Annotated in this window: 19 protein-coding genes, 2 rRNA genes and 1 pseudogene (1 of these 22 only partly in view); 12 read left to right on the top strand and 10 right to left on the bottom strand. The window is 65.4% G+C overall.

Annotated elements, in window-relative coordinates; all coding sequences use genetic code 11:
• The 3 genes from D575_RS0107475 to D575_RS0107485 all read left to right on the top strand — a co-directional run.
• Positions 1-1,294, top strand: a 23S ribosomal RNA gene (locus D575_RS0107475) (it extends 1,585 nt beyond the left edge of the window).
• A 111-nt stretch (positions 1,295-1,405) separates the two neighbouring features.
• Positions 1,406-1,521: ribosomal RNA gene (gene rrf, locus D575_RS0107480) — 5S ribosomal RNA — on the top strand.
• A gap of 142 nt (positions 1,522-1,663) precedes the next feature.
• Positions 1,664-1,870: a hypothetical protein gene (locus D575_RS0107485; RefSeq protein WP_018145297.1), complete on the top strand. Its 207-nt coding sequence runs from the start codon at positions 1,664-1,666 to the stop codon at positions 1,868-1,870.
• A 168-nt stretch (positions 1,871-2,038) separates the two neighbouring features.
• Here D575_RS0107485 and D575_RS0107490 read toward each other — a convergent pair whose 3' ends face one another.
• The 3 genes from D575_RS0107490 to dapA are packed head-to-tail and all read right to left on the bottom strand — an operon-like array spanning position 2,039 to position 4,884.
• A complete protein-coding gene (locus D575_RS0107490) occupies positions 2,039-2,809 on the bottom strand; it encodes an MBL fold metallo-hydrolase (protein WP_018145298.1) in 771 nt (256 codons plus the stop codon).
• Positions 2,810-2,830: 21 nt separating this feature from the next.
• Positions 2,831-3,997 carry an outer membrane protein assembly factor BamC gene (bamC, locus tag D575_RS0107495; RefSeq protein WP_018145299.1) on the bottom strand — a complete coding sequence of 389 codons (1,167 nt, stop codon included), beginning with the start codon at positions 3,995-3,997 and terminating at the stop codon, positions 2,831-2,833.
• Positions 3,998-4,005: 8 nt separating this feature from the next.
• Positions 4,006-4,884, bottom strand: a complete 879-nt coding sequence (dapA, locus tag D575_RS0107500) for a 4-hydroxy-tetrahydrodipicolinate synthase (protein ID WP_018145300.1) — start codon at positions 4,882-4,884, stop codon at positions 4,006-4,008.
• A gap of 270 nt (positions 4,885-5,154) precedes the next feature.
• Between dapA and D575_RS0107505 the strand changes: the two genes are divergently transcribed.
• The 3 genes from D575_RS0107505 (at position 5,155) to D575_RS0107515 (ending at position 7,706) form a co-directional block, all read left to right on the top strand.
• Positions 5,155-5,709 (top strand): glycine cleavage system protein R, encoded by a 555-nt coding sequence (locus tag D575_RS0107505; protein ID WP_018145301.1) that lies wholly within the window; start codon positions 5,155-5,157, stop codon positions 5,707-5,709.
• Between the two features lie 68 nt (positions 5,710-5,777).
• Complete coding sequence (locus D575_RS0107510; protein WP_018145302.1) at positions 5,778-6,254, top strand: peroxiredoxin; 477 nt, start codon at positions 5,778-5,780, stop codon at positions 6,252-6,254.
• A gap of 33 nt (positions 6,255-6,287) precedes the next feature.
• Positions 6,288-7,706 carry a PhoH family protein gene (locus D575_RS0107515; RefSeq protein ID WP_018145303.1) on the top strand — a complete coding sequence of 473 codons (1,419 nt, stop codon included), beginning with the start codon at positions 6,288-6,290 and terminating at the stop codon, positions 7,704-7,706.
• Positions 7,707-7,938: 232 nt separating this feature from the next.
• Here the strand turns inward: D575_RS0107515 and queD are convergent, their stop codons facing one another.
• Genes queD through D575_RS0107535 form a run of 4 tightly spaced genes read right to left on the bottom strand, consistent with a single transcriptional unit; the run spans position 7,939 to position 11,489 of the window.
• Complete coding sequence (gene queD, locus D575_RS0107520; protein WP_018145304.1) at positions 7,939-8,322, bottom strand: 6-carboxytetrahydropterin synthase QueD; 384 nt, start codon at positions 8,320-8,322, stop codon at positions 7,939-7,941.
• A gap of 41 nt (positions 8,323-8,363) precedes the next feature.
• The gene (gene dxs, locus D575_RS0107525) at positions 8,364-10,265 is read right to left on the bottom strand and encodes a 1-deoxy-D-xylulose-5-phosphate synthase (RefSeq protein ID WP_018145305.1); all 1,902 of its coding nucleotides are present in this window, start codon (positions 10,263-10,265) and stop codon (positions 8,364-8,366) included.
• Between the two features lie 14 nt (positions 10,266-10,279).
• Positions 10,280-11,173, bottom strand: coding sequence for a (2E,6E)-farnesyl diphosphate synthase (gene ispA / locus D575_RS0107530; protein WP_018145306.1), 894 nt, complete (start codon positions 11,171-11,173; stop codon positions 10,280-10,282).
• Between the two features lie 10 nt (positions 11,174-11,183).
• The gene (locus tag D575_RS0107535; RefSeq protein WP_018145307.1) at positions 11,184-11,489 is read right to left on the bottom strand and encodes an exodeoxyribonuclease VII small subunit; all 306 of its coding nucleotides are present in this window, start codon (positions 11,487-11,489) and stop codon (positions 11,184-11,186) included.
• Positions 11,490-11,726: 237 nt separating this feature from the next.
• Between D575_RS0107535 and D575_RS0107540 the strand changes: the two genes are divergently transcribed.
• The 5 genes and pseudogenes from D575_RS0107540 to D575_RS14535 all read left to right on the top strand — a co-directional run bounded on the left by D575_RS0107540 (position 11,727) and on the right by D575_RS14535 (position 15,341).
• Positions 11,727-12,146 (top strand): rubrerythrin family protein, encoded by a 420-nt coding sequence (locus D575_RS0107540; protein ID WP_018145308.1) that lies wholly within the window; start codon positions 11,727-11,729, stop codon positions 12,144-12,146.
• Between the two features lie 156 nt (positions 12,147-12,302).
• A complete protein-coding gene (locus D575_RS0107545; protein WP_018145309.1) occupies positions 12,303-13,655 on the top strand; it encodes a heterodisulfide reductase-related iron-sulfur binding cluster in 1,353 nt (450 codons plus the stop codon).
• Positions 13,656-13,720: 65 nt separating this feature from the next.
• Positions 13,721-14,023 carry an encapsulin-associated ferritin-like protein gene (locus tag D575_RS0107550; protein WP_017940767.1) on the top strand — a complete coding sequence of 101 codons (303 nt, stop codon included), beginning with the start codon at positions 13,721-13,723 and terminating at the stop codon, positions 14,021-14,023.
• A gap of 47 nt (positions 14,024-14,070) precedes the next feature.
• Positions 14,071-14,682, top strand: coding sequence for a DUF3501 family protein (locus tag D575_RS0107555; RefSeq protein ID WP_018145310.1), 612 nt, complete (start codon positions 14,071-14,073; stop codon positions 14,680-14,682).
• Between the two features lie 399 nt (positions 14,683-15,081).
• Positions 15,082-15,341, top strand: a pseudogene (locus tag D575_RS14535) (hypothetical protein).
• Positions 15,342-15,623: 282 nt separating this feature from the next.
• On the opposite strand, the gene radA reads toward D575_RS14535, so the two are convergent.
• From radA to D575_RS0107570, 3 genes are all read right to left on the bottom strand, one after another.
• On the bottom strand, positions 15,624-16,970 hold the full coding sequence (radA, locus tag D575_RS0107560) for a DNA repair protein RadA (RefSeq protein WP_018145311.1): 1,347 nt from the start codon (positions 16,968-16,970) through the stop codon (positions 15,624-15,626).
• Complete coding sequence (locus D575_RS0107565; RefSeq protein ID WP_018145312.1) at positions 16,970-18,256, bottom strand: HlyC/CorC family transporter; 1,287 nt, start codon at positions 18,254-18,256, stop codon at positions 16,970-16,972. Before D575_RS0107565 ends, radA begins: the two co-directional genes overlap by 1 nt.
• Positions 18,257-18,356: 100 nt before the next feature.
• Positions 18,357-19,157 (bottom strand): inner membrane protein YpjD, encoded by an 801-nt coding sequence (locus D575_RS0107570; RefSeq protein ID WP_018145313.1) that lies wholly within the window; start codon positions 19,155-19,157, stop codon positions 18,357-18,359.
• A 199-nt stretch (positions 19,158-19,356) separates the two neighbouring features.
• Here D575_RS0107570 and ffh point away from each other — a divergent pair, with 199 nt between their 5' ends.
• Entirely contained in the window at positions 19,357-20,745 is a 1,389-nt protein-coding gene (gene ffh, locus D575_RS0107575; RefSeq protein ID WP_018145314.1) for a signal recognition particle protein, read from the top strand.
• Positions 20,746-20,847: the final 102 nt, after the last annotated feature.

Consider the following 20,847-nt stretch of genomic DNA (forward strand, 5'->3'; position numbering starts at 1 on the left):
AACCGACACAGGTGGGCAGGGTGAGAATCCCAAGGCGCTTGAGAGAACTCGGGTGAAGGAACTAGGCAAAATGGTACCGTAACTTCGGGAGAAGGTACGCCTCGGCTGGTGATGGGACTTGCTCCCTGAGCTGGCCGAGGTCGCAGAGACCAGGCCGCTGCGACTGTTTATTAAAAACACAGCACTCTGCAAACTCGAAAGAGGACGTATAGGGTGTGACGCCTGCCCGGTGCCGGAAGGTTAATTGATGGGGTTATCTTCGGAGAAGCTCTTGATCGAAGCCCCGGTAAACGGCGGCCGTAACTATAACGGTCCTAAGGTAGCGAAATTCCTTGTCGGGTAAGTTCCGACCTGCACGAATGGCGTAACGATGGCGGCGCTGTCTCCACCCGAGACTCAGTGAAATTGAAATCGCAGTGAAGATGCTGTGTACCCGCGGCTAGACGGAAAGACCCCGTGAACCTTTACTACAGCTTCACACTGAACTTTGAACTTGTTTGTGTAGGATAGGTGGGAGGCTTTGAAACCGGGACGCCAGTCTCGGCGGAGCCATCCTTGAAATACCACCCTGGCAATTTTGGAGTTCTAACCCAGGCCTGTTATCCAGGTCGGGGACCGTGTGTGGTGGGTAGTTTGACTGGGGCGGTCTCCTCCCAAAGAGTAACGGAGGAGTGCGAAGGTACCCTCAGCGCGGTCGGAAATCGCGCGACGAGTGCAAAGGCATAAGGGTGCTTAACTGCGAGACAGACACGTCGAGCAGGTGCGAAAGCAGGTCTTAGTGATCCGGTGGTTCTGTATGGAAGGGCCATCGCTCAACGGATAAAAGGTACTCCGGGGATAACAGGCTGATACTGCCCAAGAGTCCATATCGACGGCAGTGTTTGGCACCTCGATGTCGGCTCATCACATCCTGGGGCTGAAGCAGGTCCCAAGGGTATGGCTGTTCGCCATTTAAAGTGGTACGCGAGCTGGGTTTAGAACGTCGTGAGACAGTTCGGTCCCTATCTGCCGTGGGCGTCGGAGATTTGACAGGATCTGTCCTTAGTACGAGAGGACCGGGATGGACGCACCTCTGGTGTTCCGGTTGTCACGCCAGTGGCATTGCCGGGTAGCTAAGTGCGGAAGGGATAACCGCTGAAAGCATCTAAGCGGGAAACCCACCTGAAGATGATATCTCCCTGGACCCTCGAGGTCCCTGTAGGGCCGTTGAAGACTACAACGTTGATAGGCTGGGTGTTGAAGCGCGGTAACGCGTGTAGCTAACCAGTACTAATTGCCCGTGAGGCTTGACCATATAACACCCAAAGTGTTGGTGGTCTCGCTTGACACATCGCTACGTACACAAGCCTAGAATGCATTCCGAATTTAGATGGCGCGGAACAGTCCGCGTGGTCTAGCCAGTTTGTCTGGCGGCAATAGCGAGTAGGAACCACCCGATCCCATCCCGAACTCGGAAGTGAAACTGCTCTGCGCCGATGGTAGTGTGGGGTCTCCCCATGTGAGAGTAGGTCACCGCCAGGCATTAATCCGAAGCCCGGTCCCCTGTTTGGGGGCCGGGCTTTTTTTATGCGTGTTAGTCAGGCACCGTGTGCGGACGGTGAAGTCTGCTGCTGCGGCCCTAGGCCGGTTTGAAAGGGACGCAGGTGCCGAGACGGAGGCTGGGATGAGACAGAAGCGGACGGACGGTGGGTTGGTCCTGGTAGGGCTGGTCCTGCTCGGAATTGGACTCTATGCGATTTTCGGCGGACAGTTGGCTTTCACGCCCATTGCGCCGCGGGAGGGTTCCGGGTTTGGCGGGCCGGTGGCAACAGTCATTGGCGTGGCCTTCGTGATCGGGGGCCTGTATTTCCTTCGGGAGTCGCGCCGCTGATCACACTGGGCTTGGGACCGCGTTGGAGAGCCGGCCTTGGTTTCCGACCGCAGCGTCAGGTGGCCGGAGGGGCGCTGCGCCATGTCGGTTGATTGGCGCAGCCCTTCGAGATGCGGCCGCGGCCGGGCTGACGTGACCGGGGGCACGGCGTTGGACCGGTAGTTGGAGTCAGGCTTGAGCCGTGGTTCGCCACGTGAAGCCGTAGTCCTGGCTCGCGATCTCGGGGTCGGATGGGGAGGAGCCAAGGCCGTCGGCGAGCGCTTGGCGTGCAAGCGCCTCGTGGTTGTTGTCACTCGACAGGTGCATACCGATCACGTGGCGTAGCCTGGATCGATCGATGCGATGGAGAAGGTCGGTGGCCGCGTGATTCGGTAGGTGGCCGTAACCGCCCGCAATACGTCGCTTGAGCGATGCCGGGTACCGCCCGGCGGCGAGCATGGCAGGGTCGTGGTTGCACTCCAGTAGCAGGGCGTCGGCTGCATTGGCCACGTCGACCATGTGCGGGGAGATGTGGCCGGCATCCGTCATCAGGACCAGCCGGTGATCGCCGTCGGAAAACGCGAATTGGATGGGTTCGCGGGAGTCGTGCGGCACCGTGTACGGTTGCACCCAGGCGTCGTCGATCTCCAGCGGTGCATCCGCCTGGATCTCCTGGATGTGAGCAAAACCGGTGTCGCGGGCGGCCAATCGGGTGCCGGGGCTGGTAAATACGGTGAGGCCGTAACGCCGGGATAGCGGCGCGGTGGCGCCGATGTGGTCGGCGTGCTCATGGGTCACCAGGACGGCCGTCAGGTCTTGTGGGGTCAGGTCGACCCGGGACAGGCGGCGTTCCAGCTCCTGCATCGAGAATCCGCAATCCACCAGCAGGCGAGTGGCACCGATCTCGACCACCAGGGCGTTGCCGGAACTCCCGCTGCCCAGGGAGCAGAAGCGGATCATGGTGGCTGGGCTCGCCGCGTTCTAGCGAAGGATCTGCTGCTCGATCTGCTCCAGTACGAACTTGGCATCACGGCGGCCAAGGGGCTCGCCATCGATGTCGCGCGCCTCGATTCGCAGATCGCCGTCGCCGATGTCGGTCAGGCGAATCTGATAACGCTCGTTCTCGCGACGATCACCGCCGCGCCCGAAGATCCGACTGAAGAAGCCGCCGCGTTCGCTCTCGCCGACCATGTCGGGGCGATAGGTCACCTCGAAGGTCCCCGTATTGCGGTCTTGCTCGTCCACCAGGAGGCCGGCGCGATCCAGGTAGGTGCCCATCTGCGACCACATGCGGTTGAAGTCGCTGCCCGTCACCAGTACCGGGTGGCCTTCGTGTTGCGTCTGGTGCAGCTCGGTCGGACGGTCGCCAATGGTCTCGGCTACCCGGGTGCCGCCCTCGGGGGTCTCGCCCGTGGCGAGGTAGACACGCAGGCGATTAAGCATTTCGGCCTCGAGTTCGGGATCGGACGGGCGCATTGCCCAGCGCCAGGTCTCGCCCTCGGGTTCTTCGGTGGCCCTTCGGTGCGAGATGTAGATGGCTGAGCGGCCATTGTCGCGTTCGACGCGCAGGCGGTATTGGTCACGCGTGTTGGCGTCGTACACGTTACCCAGCGCACGGGCGAAGATGTTCTGTGTGCCCCGCAGCGGAATCCCGGCGCGGTCTTCGGCCCATTCGGTCTCCATGACGCCGACCTGGGGTTCGTTGCGCTCCAGGCGCAGGTTCTGACTGTCCCAGAATGCGGTCAGGCGATCCCAGAGATCCTCCGGGGCCACCTCGACACTCAGCCAGCGGACGCTGCCTTCGCGCATCAGCTGGATCTCGGTCGATTCCGGAAGCACCCGGGCATCGCTGCGGACCGGCGCGGTTGCCCCGGCGGGCTGGCGCTGCTGCTGGCGGGCCGCGGAGTCCTGCTGCATCTCGCGGGCGCTGATCCGTTCGCCCGGGGCGTCCGGAATACGGTAGGCGCGTTCGCTGTCGGGCGCGATCAGGTCCGGTGGGACCTCGAGGTTGTCCATCTGCCGACTCATTTCGTACTCGGGGCCGGACTGGCGGTCGCCGGAGGTCGAGCACCCGGCGATGGCCAGGCCCGTAGCCAGGGCCAGGGCGGTGCGGGTCGCGTGACGGTGGAGCTTGGCAGACTGTTTCATGTCGGGGATCAGACCTCTATGCCGGCCTGGCGCATCGCGTCCAGGACCGGCGCATGGAAGGGTTCGGACAACGGAGTCAGAGGCAGGCGGATGCCTTCCTCCATGAGGCCCATGCGTTGCAGCGCCCATTTGACCGGAATCGGGTTGGCCTCGAGGAACAGGGCTGAATGCAGCCCGTCCAACTGGCGATTGATCTCGCGCGCCTCGTCGGGGCGGCCTTCGCGCACGGCGCGGCACATGGCGGCCATCAGTTGCGGTGCGACGTTGGCGGTGACAGAGATAACCCCGTGGCCGCCCGCGAGCAGAAAGGCCAGCCCGTTGCCGTCATCCCCACTGTAGAGGTCCAAGCGGTTGCCGACACGGGCGACCAGCTCGGCGGTGCGTTCGTTACTGGCCGAGGCTTCCTTGATCCCGATGATGTTCGGGATGTCGGCCAGACGCTCCACCGTCTCCGGCAACAGATCCACTGCGGTGCGGCCAGGCACGTTGTACAGGATCTGCGGGATGTCCACCGCTTCCGCAATGGCCTTGTGGTGCAGGTAAAGGCCTTCCTGGGTCGGCTTGTTGTAGTAGGGGGAGACCAGCAGGCAGGCATCCGCGCCGCCTTCCTTGGCGCAGCGGGTCAGGGCGATGGCCTCGCGCGTGGAGTTCGCGCCGGTACCCGCGATCACCGGCAGGCGCCCCGCGACGGTCTTCACCGTGTGGGCGATGGCCTCGCAGTGCTCGTCGAAATCGAGGGTCGCGGATTCGCCGGTGGTGCCGACGGCAACAATGGCATCGGTGCCGGCCTCGATGTGGAATTCCAGGAGCCGATCCAGGGCCGGCCAGTCCAGGCTGCCGTCCGCGTGCATCGGGGTCGCCAGTGCGACCATGCTGCCTTGAAACATCGACTCCTCCAACAACGGTAATGGTGCAGTCTAACGGGCGGGTGACAGGGCATTCAAGATTCCTTCGGCCGGGTGTTCGCCGCACCTCGTCTTTCGTGCACCCGGTCGCCTCCCCTGGCGGGGAGACACGCGGATCAAGTCGCCCGGCTGCGTTGGCGCCGCCGGGGCAAGGTGGTATGTTGCGAGCCATCATGCCTGTTGCCGCTTTCACGCAGAGCCCCCCCGGGTGCTTGCCCGTCCCTTGCCTCGCGCGCAGCCGGCGGGTGCCGCATGGCTGAGGTGGTTGGCGCGGGCACCCACACCCACTTGATCCTTAACCTGATCGGGCCCGATCAGCCCGGTCTGGTGTCCAGCGTGACCCGCGTGATCGCCGATACCGGCTGCAATCTCGAATCCAGTCGCATCACGGTCGTGGGTGGCTACTGCTGCATGGCGCTTAGCGCCAGTGGCAACTGGAAGACCCTGGGCACCCTGGAGTCCCGCCTGCAGCGCCTGGAGGCGGAGATGGGGCTGGTCGTGGTGGCCCGTCGCGGCCCGCTGGAGGAACGCCCCGAGGCCGCCATGCCCTATGCCGTGGATGCAGTAGCCCTGGACACCCCGGGCCTGCTGAATGCCCTGGCCGATTTCTTTACCAGCCGTGGAGTGAACCTGCGCGACGTCCAGACCCGGGTGTACATTGCCCAGCAGACTGGGGCGCGCATGTTTGCGGCCAACATGGTCGTGGATATCCCCGCAGGGCAGCACCTGGCCACCCTGCGCGGCGAGTTCATGGATTTCTGTGACGAACTGAACGTGGACGGCGTGCTGGACCCGATCAAGGCCTGAACCGGCCGGGCTCGCGTGGCGTCCGCGGTCTTACGCTTTGAGACCCTCTACTCAAGGAGCAACGCCTGATGAGCATCGCAATCGACCAGCGGGTACCCGAGGACCTGCGTGTGCCGGCGACCGGCGACCAGACGCTGGGACCGGCCGACTTCAGGGGCCGCATCGTGGTCCTGTATTTTTACCCCAAGGACAGTACCCCCGGCTGCACCAACGAGAGCCGCGACTTTGCTGCCAACCAGGCCGCCTTTGACGCCGCCGGTGCAGTGATCCTCGGTGTCTCGCGCGACAGCGTGAAGAGCCACGAGAACTTCCGCGCCAAGCAGGAGTTGCCCTTCGATCTGTTGAGCGATGGCGACGAGACCCTGTGCGACGCCTTCGATGTCATCAAGATGAAGAACATGTACGGCAAGCAGGTGCGTGGTATCGAGCGCTCCACGTTCGTGATCGATGCCGATGGCGTGTTGCGCAAGGAGTGGCGCAAGGTGAAGGTGCCGGGCCATGTGGACGAGGTTCTCGCCGCGGTGCGCGAACTCGCAGGGAGCTGAGCCCCTCTTCCCCCACTTCGCCACGGAGGTGTCATGAACGCGACCGCCCAGGATCCGAAACGCCTGCTCGTCCTGGACACCAATGTCCTGATGCACGACCCCACGGCGCTGTTCCGCTTCAAGGAACACGACATCTTCCTGCCCATGGTCGTGCTCGAGGAGCTCGACCGTGGCAAGAAGGGGGTTTCCGAAGTCGCGCGCAACGTACGCCAGGTCTCGCGCTTCATTGACGAGCTCACCACCGGCGCCCAGCACGAGCAGATCGCCGCCGGGTTGCCGCTTCAGGCGGATTCGCTCAGCGAGTCGACGTTCGCGCCCACCGGGCGCCTGTTCTTTCAGACCCGCAACCTGTCCTCCAGCCTGCCGGCCTCGCTGCCGGGCACCTCGGCCGACAATGACATCCTCGCCACTGCCCAGGCGCTGAAGACCGAGTATCCCGACACCCCGGTGACGCTGGTATCCAAGGACATCAACCTGCGTATCAAGGCCGCGGTGATCGGCCTGCACGCGGAGGACTACTACAACGACCAGGTGCTGGACGACGTCAGCCTGCTGTTCTCCGGCATGACCGAACTGCCAGCGGACTTCTGGGAGACCCACGGCGCCAGGATGGACTCCTGGCAGGAGTCCGGCCGGACCTACTATCGCGTGACCGGCCCGCTGGTGGCCGAGTGGCAGCCCAACCAGTTCGTCTACCGCGAGGGCGAGAACCCGCTGTCCGCGATCGTGCTGGAGATCGACCAGCCGAACGAATCCGCGGTAATCGAGCTGGTCGACGACTACATGACCCCGCGCCACAGCGTCTGGGGCATCAACGCCCGCAATCGCGAGCAGAACTACGCCCTGAATCTGCTGATGGACCCGGAGGTGGACTTCGTCTCCCTGCTGGGGGCCGCCGGCACCGGCAAGACCCTGCTGACCCTGGCCGCCGGGCTCGCGCAGACGCTGGAGGACAACACCTACAAGGAGATCATCATGACCCGGGTCACGGTCCCGGTGGGCGAGGATATCGGCTTCCTGCCCGGGACCGAAGAGGAAAAGATGACCCCGTGGATGGGAGCGCTGATGGACAACCTCGAGGTGCTGGCCAAGTCCGAGGGCGCCGGGGACTGGGGGCGCATGGCCACCAACGACGTCCTGACCAGCCGCATCAAGATCCGCTCGCTGAACTTCATGCGCGGGCGCACCTTCCTCAACCGCTACATCATCCTTGACGAGGCGCAGAACCTGACCTCCAAGCAGATGAAGACCCTGATCACTCGTGCCGGACCGGGGACCAAGGTGGTCGCGCTGGGGAATATCGCGCAGATCGACACCCCGTACCTGACCGAGACTTCCAGCGGACTGACCTATGTGGTGGACCGGTTCCGCAACTGGACCCACAGCGGCCACATCACGCTGACACGCGGGGAGCGCTCACGGCTGGCGGACTACGCTTCGAATCACTTGTAGTCGGCGGGTAAGGCACGCGCAGGTCTAATAGCGGAGCGGGCACCTGGCACCGTCATTGCGAGGCCCCACAGCGGCCGGACTTTGGTTATCGCGCGCAGCGTCATCGCGAGGAGCGAAGCGACGTGGCGACCTCCTGAAGCTGGCAACGAGCCAGGATCTGGTGGTTCCGGATGGAGGTTGCCGCGTCGCCTTCGGCTCCTCGCAATGACGGTGCCAGTTGCGAGGAATGGGCTCAGCCGTCTTCGCTGTAGCGCACGCAGGCGCGGTCGGTCTCCCACAGGGTCAGCGCGTGCATGCGCAGGCCCGGGCGGTTCAGGCGTCCGGCCATTTCCCGGTAGAACCACTGGGCAATGTTCTCGGCCGTGGGGTTGACCGTGTCGAACGGCGGGACGTCGTTCAGGTAGCGGTGATCCAGCTGCCCGGCGATCTCGCGCGCGGCGGTCTTGACCACCTTGAAGTCCACCGCCATGCCGGAATCGTCCAGGGTCTCGGCTTGGACCTCGGCCTCCACCTTCCAGTTGTGCCCGTGCATGTTCGCGCACTGCCCCGGGTAATCGCGCAGGGTATGCGCGGAGGCAAAGTCGGTCAGGACGCGAAGGGTGTAACGGGCACTCATGATCGTTTTCCGGGCGAGCGGCCATGGCGGCCGGGTTTTGATTAGCCCGCGAAGCCTATCCGGCTGCCGTCGTCCGCGCAATTCTCCAGCCCGAAGGCGTGGCGAATCGCGGCCAGTACGGCGGCCGTGTCGAGGCCGCAATCGGCGAGGATCTGCTCGCGCGAGCCATGCTCGGTGAAGGCATCCGGGATGCCCAGTACCTGGCAGGGCCGGGTCAGCCCTTCGGCCGAGAGCCACTCCAGTACTGCGCTGCCGGCACCACCGGCGCGCGCATGATCCTCCAGCGTCACGAAGCCCTGGTGGCTGGCGGCCAGTTGCGCCAGCAGCGCCGTATCCAGGGGCTTGATGAAGCGCATGTTGACCACGGTGGCATCCAGCGCCTCGCCGGCCGCCAGGGCGGTCTCCAGCAGCGCGCCGAAGCTGAGGATGGCCAGACCCCGGCCCTCGCGCACGACCTCGGCGCGCCCGACCGGCAGTGTTTCCAGATCCTCGCTGCCGCCCTCCGGCAGTTCGCCTGGCCCGCCACCGCGCGGATAGCGCACCGCCGCCGGGCCGTCGTGGGCGAAGCCTGTGGACAGCATCTGGCGACACTCGCGCTCGTTGGCGGGTGCCATCAGCAGCAGGTTGGGGACCGTGCGCAGCAGGGCGGTGTCGAAGGTGCCGGCATGGGTCGGGCCATCGGCGCCGACGATCCCGGCACGATCCACGGCGAACAGCACCGGCAGATTCTGCAGTGCGACGTCGTGGATCACCTGATCCATGGCGCGCTGCAGGAAGGTCGAGTAGATCGCAACCACGGGCTTCTGGCCCTCGCAGGCCATGCCCGCGGCCAGGGTGACGGCATGCTGCTCGGCGATCCCGACGTCGAAATAGCGCTGTGGGAATTGTTCGGAGAACGCGACCAGGCCGGAACCCTCGCGCATGGCCGGGGTGATACCCAGCAGGCGATTGTCGGCCGTGGCCTGGTCGCACAGCCATTGGCTGAAGATGTCGGTGTAGGTCGGGGCCTTCGGGGCGGACGGGGCGAGGCCGTTTTCCGGCTCGAACTTGGACACGCCGTGGTAGCGGCAGGGGTCTTCCTCCGCCGGTGCATAGCCCTGGCCCTTGCGGGTAACCACGTGCAGCAGCTGCGGCCCGTGGGTGCCGCGCAGGTTCTTCAGGATCGAGACCAGCCCGTTCACGTCGTGGCCGTCCACCGGGCCGAAGTAGCGAAAGCCCAGTTCCTCGAACAGCGTGCCGGGCACGAACATGCCCTTCATGTGTTCCTCGGCGCGCTGGGCGAAGGCCTTCATCGGCGGGACGAACTCCAGCATGCGCTTGGAGCCCTCGCGCATCGAGCTGTATAGCGGGCCGGACAGCAGTCGGGTGAAGTACTGATTGAGCGCGCCGACATTGGGCGAGATCGACATATCGTTGTCGTTCAGGATCACCAGCAGGTTGCAGTCGAGATCGCCGATGTGGTTCAGCGCCTCGAACGCCATGCCCGCGGTCATCGCGCCGTCGCCGATCACCGCCACGTGGCGCCGGTCCAGCCCGGCGTGCTTCGCCGCCAGGGCCATGCCGGCCGCGGCGCTGATGGAGGTGCTGGAGTGACCGGCCCCGAAGGCGTCGTATTCGCTCTCCGCGCGCTTGGGGAAGCCGGCCAGGCCCCCGTACTGGCGCAGACGGGCCATGTCGGCCCGGCGTCCGGTCAGGATCTTGTGGGCGTAGGCCTGATGGCCGACGTCCCAGACGATGCGGTCGTCGGGGGTGTTGAACGCGTAGTGCAGCGCGATCGCGAGTTCCACCGTGCCGAGGTTGGCAGCGAGATGGCCGCCGGTGCGCGAGACGCTCTCGATCAGGAATTGACGCAGTTCGTCGGCCACCCCGGTGAGGTCCGAGGCCGGGCGTTCCCGCAGGTCGGCGGGCCATTCGATTGCATCCAGCAGGGGTGTGGGGGTCATCTAGGCGGGCCGGTTCAATTCATGCGATCGACGATGTACCGCGCCAGGAAGCGAAGCAAGTCCGCCTCCTGACCGAAGGGTTGCAGCTCGGTCAGTGCCTCGTCGACCAGGGCCACCGCCCGCTCGCGCGAGGCCTCCAGGCCCTGCAGCGAGGGGAAGGTGGGCTTGTGCAGGCGGGCATCCGCGCCACAGGCCTTGCCCAGGATCTCGGGGTCGCCTTCCACGTCGAGGACGTCGTCACGGATCTGGAAGGCCAGGCCGATGCATTCGGCGTAGCGTGTCAGGCGCTCCAGGGCGTCGGGGTCGGGCGTGCCGGCCAGCGCCCCCAGCCGCACCGAGGCGCGGATCAGGGCGCCGGTCTTCAGCCGGTGCATGCGCTCTAGCTCCGGCAGATCGATGGGCTGGCCGCAGGCCCCGAGGTCGATCGCCTGGCCGCCGGCCATGCCGTGCAGACCGGCGGCGCTCGCGAGCTCGCGCACCGCGTTCAGCCCGGTCGGCGCGGGGAGCTCCGCGACGCCATCGGTGAGGATGTCGAAGGCCAGGGCCTGCAAGGCATCCCCGGCGAGGATGGCGGTCGCCTCGTCGAAGGCCTTGTGGCAGGTCGGGCGGCCGCGACGCAGGTCGTCATCGTCCATCGCCGGAAGGTCATCGTGGATCAGCGAATAGACGTGGATCATCTCCACTGCTGCGGCCATCGCATCCAGCGCCGGTTCCGGGGCGCCGGTCGTGCGCCCGGCCGCGTAGACCAGGACCGGGCGCAGGCGCTTGCCGCCGGACAGCGTGGCGTAGCGCATCGCCTCGATCAGGCAGGCGTCGGGGGCGCCGTCCGTGCCCAGGTGGCGGTCGAGGACGGCCTCGATGCGATGCTGGTATTCGTTCAGGGCCTGCTCGGGGTCGGTGGCGGTCAATGGCGGCTCGCTAGAACGGGACATCGGGGTCCGTCGTGTCGTGCGGCTCCGGTGTCCGGGGAACATGGGTGCTTGCGTGGTGGTCATTCTGGGCAGTGGTGCTGGAAGGTGCTTCCTGGGCCAGTGCCTCGATCCGGCGCTGGGCATCGTCGAGCGCCAGCTGGCAGCGGTTGACCAGTTCCATGCCACGCTGGAATTCGCCCAGCGACTGCTCCAGGCCGAGCTCGCCGGACTCCATCCGGGCGACCAGGGCCTCCAGGGCCTCCAGGCTGGCTTCGAATTCCGCCGGGCTGTCGGCGCTGGGCGAGTCGGTCATGATGGATTACCGGGTCGAAAAGGTGAGAAAGTATCCGATCCGCTGCGGCGAGGAAAGGCGTGGCGCACGGCAGCCCTTGTTTATGGCGCCACCGCCCCCATAATCCGGAGGTCTCCCGGTTGACACTGAACCGGGTGCCGACTAGAGTTTTCGTACGGTTTAGACCGAGTCTAAACAACCGTCTGCACAGGCATTCCTGTGGTTGTGTAGAACTTATCCAGAGAGAAGGAGAGCACCATGGACCTGAAAGGCAGCAAGACCGAAGAAGCCCTGAAAGAGGCCTTTGCCGGCGAATCGATGGCCAACCGCCGTTACCTGTACTTCGCTTCCAAGGCCGACGTGGAAGGCTACAACGACGTCGCCACCGTGTTCCGTTCCACCGCGGAAGGTGAAACCGGCCACGCCCACGGTCACCTCGAGTACCTCGAGAGCTGCGGCGATCCGGCCACCGGCCTGGAGTTCGGCCCCACCTCCGCCAACCTGAAGACCGCCGTCGCCGGCGAGACCCACGAGTACACCGACATGTACCCGGGCATGGCCAAGACCGCCCGCGACGAGGGCTTCGACGAAGTCGCCGACTGGTTCGAAACCCTCGCCAAGGCGGAGCGTTCCCACGCCAACCGCTTCCAGAAGGCGCTGGACCAGCTGGACGACTGATCGTCTCGCAGTGCTGGAAGTACACGGGGCCGGTCCGCCGGCCCCGTTTTCCGGGAGATACGGAACAGCCTGTGGCGTGGCTGAATGCAGTTCACCTCGCATGCTGTTCCGTGTTTCCCTCGAAGCATCGTACTGATACGGACACCGGAGGGATGCATGTCTGCGCCGACGCACCAACGTGAAGGAAGTCTCGAAGCCCCGACCCGTCATCCGCTGGACTGGAAGAACCCGGAGTTCTACAACGAGGAATCGCTGTTCAGCGAACTGGAACGGGTCTTTGATATCTGTCACGGCTGCCGTCGTTGCGTAAGCCTGTGCAACTCCTTCCCCACCCTGTTCGACCTGGTCGACGAATCCGAGACCCTGGAGGTCGACGGGGTCGACAAGAAGGATTACTGGCAGGTCGTCGATCACTGCTACCTGTGTGATCTGTGCTACCTGACCAAGTGCCCCTATGTGCCGCCGCACGAATGGAATGTGGACTTCCCGCACCTGATGCTTCGGGCCAAGGCCTTCCGTTTCCAGAACGAGGGCGCCAAGACCTCGCACAAGCTGATGTCCAGCACGGACATGGTCGGCAAGCTGGCGGGCATCCCGGTGGTGGCCGGCGCGGTCAATGCCGCGAACAAGAATGGCGCGGTGCGCAAGATGCTGGACAAGACCATGGGCGTGCACCCGGACGCCCCGGTCCCCGAGTACCACTCCAGCAAGGGCCGCTCGCGTGTTGCCAAGACCGCGAAGGGTGTCAGCAACCCCGAGCCGGCCGGTGCCACCCAGGGCAAGGTCGCCCTCTACGCGACCTGCTACGGCAACTACAACGAGCCGCATCTGGTCGAGGACCTGGTCAAGGTCTTCGAGCACAACGGTATCGAGGTCACCCTGGTCGAGAAGGAACAGTGCTGCGGCATGCCCAAGCTGGAGCTGGGCGACCTGAAGTCGGTGGAGGCCTCCAAGGACGCCAACATCCCGGCAATGAAGCGCATGATCGACCAGGGCTATGACATCGTGGCCCCGGTGCCGTCCTGCGTGCTGATGTTCAAGCAGGAACTGCCGCTGATGTTCCCGGACGACGCCGATGTGATCGCGGTGCGCGACCGCATCTTCGACCCGTTCGAGTACCTGATGGAGCGGCACAAGGACGGCAAGCTGAATACCGATTTCCCCGAGAAGCTCGGCAAGATCGCCTACCACGCCGCCTGCCACCTGCGGGTGCAGAACATGGGTCTGAAGACCCGTGATCTGCTCAAACTGGTGCCGGAGACCGAGATCGACGTGATCGAGCGCTGCTCCGGACACGACGGTACCTACGGGGTGAAAAGCGAATTCTACGAGACGGCATCCAAGATCTGCCGTCCGGTGGTCAGCCGCGTGCAGAAGGCCGAGTCCGACCACTACTCGAGCGATTGCCCGATGGCCGGCCACATGATCGAGAACGGGCTGCAGGGCAAGGGCGAGGACAAGGCGCCCGAGCATCCGCTAACCCTTCTGCGCCAGGCGTATGGCCTGTAAGGCTGCCGGGCGGTATATCAGGACCAGCAAGGGCGTGAACGAACGCCCGCGAACGGAGAGAGTCCATGGCGAGTGACAGCTACCACGAACCGGTCGAGGAACTGAGCGACGAGTCGCGCGAGATGCATCGCGCGATCGTCTCGTTGATGGAAGAACTTGAGGCGGTGGACTGGTACCAGCAGCGCATCGACGGCTGCAAGGACGAAGAGCTCAAGGCGATCCTCGCGCACAACCGCGACGAGGAGATCGAGCACGCCGCGATGGTGCTGGAATGGATCCGTCGGCATAACCCGGTGTTCGATCACGAACTGAAAGACAACCTCTGGTCCGACAAGGACTACACGAAGACGGGGCATCACGATCACTGAGATGTGCTGATCCTGACGGACCCGTCCGGCGCGAAGGAGGTATCGAGATGAAGATGGAGGCAAGTGTGGACAAGCTGAGTCGTGAAGACCTGTATTCGCTGGAGAAGTACCACGAGATGCGGCCCCAGTTCCGCGCCGAGGTGATGCAGCACAAACGCAATCGCGTCGTGCAGGTGGGCCCGGCCGTGAGCCTGCACTTCGAGGATCGCAAGACGATGCAGTACCAGATCCAGGAGATGCTGCGGGTCGAGAAGATCTTCGACGCCGAGGGCATCCAGGAAGAGCTGGATTCCTACAACCCCTTGATCCCGGACGGCTCCAACTGGAAGGCGACCATGATGGTCGAGTATCCGGACGTGGACGAGCGCAAGGTGCAGCTGTCCAAGCTGATCGGGATCGAGCGCAAGACTTATGTGCAGGTCGAAGGGCATGACAAGGTCTACCCGATCGCGAACGAGGACCTCGAGCGCGAGACGGACGACAAGACCTCGTCGGTGCACTTCCTGCGCTTCGAGTTGACGCCGGAGATGGTCGCGGCGGCGAAGTCGGGTGCGGCCATTGCCATGGGTGTGGAGCACGAGAACTACACCCACCGGCTGGACGCGGTCGCCGAAGGCACCCGCGAGTCGCTGGCCGCCGATCTCGACGCCATCAACTAACGCCGCGTTCTTCCGCATATCGAAAGGCGCCCCCGGGCGCCTTTTTTTGTGCCTGAGCTTTGCCGGCCGTCTTGAGGCTGGTCCTGGTTCGTCATCCGGTGTTTACGTGCCTTCGTCCGGCCGCCTGCCACGCGCTCACTCGCGAGCGCACCGCGAGGTACTTCTTTGCTCGTGCAAAGAAGTACCCAAGAAACACGCCCGACTGCCGCGACCCCGGCCCGCTGCGCGGGCCGGGGTTTCCCTCGCTCCGAGGCTTTTCGCGGGCGGCGCTGAACTCGCTACGCTGCGCTTGGCTCAGACATCCAGTGCCTTTTCTCCCGCGAAAAGCCTCTCCACTCGGCGCGACGACAACGGGGAGGTAGGTCCAAACAACGGCTACCCCAGCGTTCTTGCCAGCGGATGATGGCTAGGTCTTCGAGCATCTTCGGCACGCTCGGCCTTTGGCCATGGCGTGCCGCGCCCGCAGAGCGGGCGCCGGCGGGGCGTAGGATGCGGATGAGCGCAGCGAATCGCATCAGGGTTTCGCACGACGTGGGGTATGGTGCGTTTCGCTGCGCTCAACCGCACCCTACGGGATACGGTCTGTTTTGACCTTCCCCTCCCGTATGGAGCCCCTCGCGGAGGGCGTGATGGGCCGGAAGAAGGCGCTGGATGTCTGAGCGAAGCCGCAGGCGTAGCGAGTTCAGCGCCGCCGGCCCAGCGCGTCCGGAGCGAGGTTCCTGGGCGGAATCCGGGTGCCCTTCTTTGGGTGCTTTCTTGGGCAAGCAAGAAAGTACCTCGCGGTGCGCTCGCGAGAGAGCGCGTGGCAGGCGGCCGGACGAAGGCACGTAAACACTGGATGCCGAACCAGGGCTAGCCACAACCGGGCAGGCAGCGGGTCGTAGGCATCGTAACCGCGGTTGGCCAACCCGGCCGGGCCAACACCTGACGGGCGGCAGGCGCTACAGGGCGTCGAGGACTTCGGAGAGGCGCGAGACGGGGATGATTTCCATTCCCTTGATCGGCTTGCGTGGGGCGTTGGCGGCTGGCGCGATGGCGCGGGTGTAGCCATGCTTGGCCGCCTCGCGCAGGCGTTCCTCGCCGTTCGGGACCGGGCGGATTTCGCCGGCCAGGCCGACCTCGCCGAACGCCAGGAGCTCCTGCGGCAGGGCGCGATCGCGGTAGCTCGACAGCGCGGCGGCGAGCATCGGCAGGTCGGCGGCAGTCTCGGTTACGCGCACGCCGCCCACCACGTTGATGAACACGTCCTGGTCGAACAGGGCCACGCCGCCGTGGCGATGCAGCACGGCCAGGAGCATGGTCAGCCGGTTCTGCTCCAGCCCGACGGTGATCCGCCGCGGCTGCGAGGCATGGCTCTCGGCGACCAGCGCCTGCACCTCGACCAGCAACGGGCGCGTGCCCTCGCGGGTAACCATGACGACGCTGCCGGGGACCGGCCCCTGGTGACGTGACAGGAAGATCGCGGAAGGGTTGGAGACCGCCTTCAACCCGTTCTCCAGCATCGCGAACACGCCCAGTTCGTTCACCGCGCCGAAGCGGTTCTTCACCGCCCGCAGCATGCGGTAGCGCCCGTCCGGGTCGCCCTCGAAATAGAGCACCGTATCGACCATGTGTTCCAGCACGCGTGGCCCGGCGAGCTGGCCGTCCTTGGTCACGTGCCCGACCAGGATCACGGTGATGCCGCGCTGCTTGGCCATGCGCACCAGGGCCGCGGCGCTTTCGCGCACCTGGCCGACCGAGCCGGGGGCGGACTGCAGCGCAGCGGTGTAGAGCGTCTGGATGGAGTCGATCACCAGCACACGCGGGCGTTCGCGCTCGCAGGTGGCGATCACGTTCTCGACCTGGGTCTCGGTCAGCAGGCGCAGCCCGTCGACCTCCAGGCCCAGGCGCCGGGCGCGCATGCCGATTTGCTGGGCCGATTCCTCGCCGGTCACGTAGAGCGTGTCGCCGATGGGCAGCATGGCCAGGGTCTGCAGCAGCAGGGTGGACTTGCCGATGCCCGGGTCGCCGCCCAGCAGCACCACTGACCCGTGGACCAGGCCGCCCCCCAGGGCGCGATCCAGCTCCGACAACCCGGTGCTGGTGCGCGGGACCTCGGCCAGCTCGACCTCGCCCAGGCGGGTAATGCCGGCGACCGCGCCGGCGTACCCGCCGCGCGGGCCGGCGCTGGCCGCCGGAGCGGCCTCCTCCAGGGTGTTCCAGGCGCCGCAGTCGCCGCACTGGCCGGCCCACTTGGGGCTGATCGCGCCGCAGGACTGGCATACGTACTGGGTCTTGCTCTTTGCCATCAGGGGGCCTTCTGCGGTGGGGCTTCCGGCAGGTCGGGCGCGACCACGCGCACGGTGCGGATGGTGTTGTTCTTGATCTGGGCGATGTCCATCACCACGCCGTTGATCTTCACGCTCACGGGCGCTTCGGGGATGCTCTCCAGGTGTTCGACGATCAGGCCGCTGAGGGTCTTCGGGCCGTCCTGTGGCAGGTCCAGGCCCAGGGCCCGGTTCAGTTCACGCAGGTGAATGCCGCCGTCGACCATGACCGAGCCGTCGTCCTGACGCAGGAGGTCGTCGCTCATCGCCGGGGAGTCGGTGGTGAACTCGCCGACGATCTCCTCCAGCAGGTCCTCCAGCGTGATCAGCCCCTCGATATCGCCGTACTCGTCCACCACCAGGCCGATCCGCTTCTTCTGTTGCTGGAAGTTGATCAGCTGGCGGTTGAGCGCCGTACCTTCGGGAATGAAGTAGGGCGGGGTCAGGACCTGACGCAGGTCGTCGGGGCCGAACGCGTCACGCTCGACCAGTGGCAGGACGTCGCGGCGATGGACGAAGCCGACGATGTGGTCCAGCTCGCCCTCCACCACCGGCAGGCGGGTGAAGCTGCCGTGGATCAGTTGGTCCTCGACCTCGTTCCAGGGTTCGTTCAGGTCAATCACCACAATCTCGTTGCGCGGGATCATGATGTCCTCGACCGTGGTGCGCTCCAGATCCAGCAGGTTCAGCAGCATGCGCTGGTGGTTGGCCGGGATCAGCGCGCCGGCCTCGGAGACCACGCTGCGGAGTTCATCGGTGTTCAGTGCGGCGCGCTGGTCGGCATTCATATGGACGCCGAACAGGCGCAGCACGCCGTTCGCCATCAGGTTGATCATCCAGACCACCGGCCACATCACCTTGATCAGTCCAGAGTAGACCCAGGCGGCGGGGTAGGCCACGCGTTCGCTGTGCAGCGCGGCGAGGGTCTTCGGTGCGGTCTCGGCGAAGATCAGCAGGGTCAGGGTCAGCACGCCGGTGGCGATGGCCACGCCGGTATCGCCGAACAGGCGCCACCCGATGAAGGTGGCGATCTGCGCGATCATGATGTTGACGAAATTATTGCCCAGCAGGATCAGTCCGATCAGTCGATCCGGTTTCTCCAGCAGCCGCGCGGCGCGCTGGGCGCCGCGATGGCCGGTCTGCGCGCGGTGGCGCATGCGATAGCGGTTCAGCGCCATCAACGCCGTCTCCGAGCCGGAGAAGAACGCCGACAGCAGGAACAGCACCACCAGGGCGCCGAACAGGACGTACAGCGGGATCTCTTGCAAGGGTGCGGCCTGCGGTCAGGGGTGGGCGGACGGGCGGGGCTGCATGCTCGGGATCATTTCAGGCAAGGCCCACGGGGGTGTCAAGCCGTGGTTACCGCGTTCAGATGCGTCCGAGGATGACTTCCAGCACCAGCTTGGAGCCGAAATAGGCCAGCACCAGCACGACAAAGCCGCCGGTGGTCCAGGCCAGCGCGCGGGTGCCGCGCCAGCCAAGACGCCAGCGGCCAATCAGCAGGGTGGAGAAGATCAGCCAGGCCAGGATCGACAGTGTGGTCTTGTGGACCAGGTGCTGGGCAAACAGGTTGTCCACGAACAGCAACCCGGACAGCAGGCTGAGCCCGAGGAACAGCCAGCCGATGAAGATCATCCGGAACAGCCACACCTCCATCGAGAACAACGGCGGCAGGGCACGCACGAAGCCCGAGGCGTGATGGTTGTGCAGGGCCCGGTGCTGGGCGGCCATCACCGCCGCCTGTGCGGTGGACAGCGCGAGGAACGCCCAGCCCAGTGCCGAGAACAGGATGTGCAGATCGATCCCGGCCGAGGTGGTATAGCGCGTATCGCCGTCACACAGGAGAGCGGTGAGGGCGGCCAGCGCGGTCAGCGGCAGGATCACGACCCCGAGGATGGCCAGGGGGTGGCGCCAGCTCGTGAGCCACAGCAGTGCGGCCACCAGCCACAGCGAGGCCGACAGCGCATTGCCCAGGCACAGGTTGAGTCCCGTATCGGTCAGCACCATCGGCAGCAATGCGCCCAGGTGGGCGAGCAGCGCGAGCCCCCACAGGGCCAGGGGCGCCCGCGGCTGGCCCTGTGTCAGCGGCTGCCGGCGGGCGGTGACAACCAGGTAGCCCGCGGTGACGAGATACAGCGCGACGGCGAGGAGTCCGATGGCAATGATCATGACGCCGGATTATCGCCGCTCCGCGGGCGGATTGCACATGGTGACGGCCGTTCCGGCGCCAGTTCGGGTGCCCCGCTGTGATCTCTCGACCGGTTGCCCGGCGGTGGGCCTGCATCCCGGAGCGCGAGAGCGGTATACTGTGTGGTCCCGTGGTCGGTGGATGTGCGCCGACCACCGCTGATTCAGACGAGGACGCGTGATGTTCGACGGCCTTTCCAGCCGCCTGCAGGAGACCATGAAGCGCCTGAAGGGTCAGGCGCGGCTCACGGAGGATAATGTCCAGGAGGCCATGCGCGAGGTGCGCATGGCGCTGCTGGAGGCCGACGTGGCCCTGCCGGTGGTGCGCGAGTTCATCAAGGACGTCAAGGAAAAGGCGCTGGGCAAGGAGGTCATTGGCAGCCTGACCCCCGGCCAGGCCCTGATCAAGGTCGTCCATGACGAACTGATCGCCACGATGGGTGGCGAGAATGCCACGCTGAACCTGGCGCAGCAGCCGCCCGCCGTGGTGCTGGTGGCCGGCCTCCAGGGCGCCGGCAAGACCACCAGTATCGGCAAGCTCGCGCGCCTGTTGCGCGAGCGCGAGAAGAAAAAGGTCGCAGTGGTCAGTTGTGACGTCTATCGTCCGGCGGCAATCCAGCAGTTGGAAACCCTGGCCGGCCAGGTCGAAGTCACGTTCTATCCCAGCGACACCAGCCAGAAGCCCGAGGCGATCGCCAGGGATGCGGTCGCCCGCGCCCGCCGCGAGGGCATCGAAGTCCTGCTGGTGGATACCGCGGGCCGCCTGCATGTCGACGAGGACATGATGGCCGAGGTCCAGGCCCTGCATCAGGCGATCGACCCGATCGAGACCCTGTTCGTGGTCGATTCCATGACCGGGCAGGATGCGGCGAACACCGCACGCGCCTTCGGCGAGGCGCTGCCGCTGACCGGCGTGGTGCTGACCAAGGCGGACGGCGATGCCCGTGGGGGTGCGGCCCTCTCGGTGCGCCAGATCACCGGCGTGCCGATCAAGTTCATTGGCATGGGCGAACGCCCGGATGCCCTGGAGCCGTTCCACCCCGAGCGCATCGCCTCGCGCATCCTCGGCAAGGGCGACGTGCTGTCGCTGGTCGAGGAGGCCAGTCGCCAGGTCGACCAGGATCAGGCCGAGAAGCTGACCCGCAAGTTGAAGAAGGGGCGCGGCTTCGACCTGAACGACCTGCGCGACCAGCTGGGCCAGATGCAGAAGATGGGCGGCATGAGCTCCATGCTCGAGAAGCTCCCCGGCGGTGGCAAGCTGCCGGATGCGGTGAAGAATCAGGCCAACGACAAGGAGATCGGTCGCATGATGGCGGTGATCTCGTCGATGACCGAGCGCGAGCGCCGTCACCCGGAGGTGATCAAGGGCTCGCGCAAGCGCCGTATTGCCGCCGGTTCCGGCACCCAGATTCAGGATGTGAATCGTCTGCTCAAGCAACACACCCAAATGAGCAAGGCGATGAAGAAATTCTCCAAGGGCGGTGCATCGAAGATGATGCGGGCCCTGGGGAGCAAGATGGGCGGCATGGGGGGCATGGGTGGCCCCGGCGGCGGGATGCCGTTTCGCTAGCAGAAACTACCTAAAGCACGTGCGAGCGGCGGCCTGGCGCACAAGGGAGACATGAGCTCTCCCTTGTGTTGTCGGTCGAATTCGTTATAATCGCGCGTTTTC

It is taken from the genome of Thioalkalivibrio sp. AKL6, from assembly GCF_000376905.1.
Lineage (GTDB): Bacteria > Pseudomonadota > Gammaproteobacteria > Ectothiorhodospirales > Ectothiorhodospiraceae > Thioalkalivibrio > Thioalkalivibrio versutus.

Bases quoted from the DNA above. Each gene is read 5' to 3' on its own strand.
- D575_RS0107485 (WP_018145297.1), top strand. From the start codon at position 1,664: ATGAGACAGAAGCGGACGGACGGTGGGTTGGTCCTGGTAGGGCTGGTC.
- D575_RS0107490 (WP_018145298.1), bottom strand. From the start codon at position 2,809: ATGATCCGCTTCTGCTCCCTGGGCAGCGGGAGTTCCGGCAACGCCCTG.
- bamC (WP_018145299.1), bottom strand. From the start codon at position 3,997: ATGAAACAGTCTGCCAAGCTCCACCGTCACGCGACCCGCACCGCCCTG.
- dapA (WP_018145300.1), bottom strand. From the start codon at position 4,884: ATGTTTCAAGGCAGCATGGTCGCACTGGCGACCCCGATGCACGCGGAC.
- D575_RS0107505 (WP_018145301.1), top strand. From the start codon at position 5,155: ATGGCTGAGGTGGTTGGCGCGGGCACCCACACCCACTTGATCCTTAAC.
- D575_RS0107510 (WP_018145302.1), top strand. From the start codon at position 5,778: ATGAGCATCGCAATCGACCAGCGGGTACCCGAGGACCTGCGTGTGCCG.
- D575_RS0107515 (WP_018145303.1), top strand. From the start codon at position 6,288: ATGAACGCGACCGCCCAGGATCCGAAACGCCTGCTCGTCCTGGACACC.
- queD (WP_018145304.1), bottom strand. From the start codon at position 8,322: ATGAGTGCCCGTTACACCCTTCGCGTCCTGACCGACTTTGCCTCCGCG.
- dxs (WP_018145305.1), bottom strand. From the start codon at position 10,265: ATGACCCCCACACCCCTGCTGGATGCAATCGAATGGCCCGCCGACCTG.
- D575_RS0107535 (WP_018145307.1), bottom strand. From the start codon at position 11,489: ATGACCGACTCGCCCAGCGCCGACAGCCCGGCGGAATTCGAAGCCAGC.
- D575_RS0107540 (WP_018145308.1), top strand. From the start codon at position 11,727: ATGGACCTGAAAGGCAGCAAGACCGAAGAAGCCCTGAAAGAGGCCTTT.
- D575_RS0107545 (WP_018145309.1), top strand. From the start codon at position 12,303: ATGTCTGCGCCGACGCACCAACGTGAAGGAAGTCTCGAAGCCCCGACC.
- D575_RS0107550 (WP_017940767.1), top strand. From the start codon at position 13,721: ATGGCGAGTGACAGCTACCACGAACCGGTCGAGGAACTGAGCGACGAG.
- D575_RS0107555 (WP_018145310.1), top strand. From the start codon at position 14,071: ATGAAGATGGAGGCAAGTGTGGACAAGCTGAGTCGTGAAGACCTGTAT.
- radA (WP_018145311.1), bottom strand. From the start codon at position 16,970: ATGGCAAAGAGCAAGACCCAGTACGTATGCCAGTCCTGCGGCGCGATC.
- D575_RS0107570 (WP_018145313.1), bottom strand. From the start codon at position 19,157: ATGATCATTGCCATCGGACTCCTCGCCGTCGCGCTGTATCTCGTCACC.
- ffh (WP_018145314.1), top strand. From the start codon at position 19,357: ATGTTCGACGGCCTTTCCAGCCGCCTGCAGGAGACCATGAAGCGCCTG.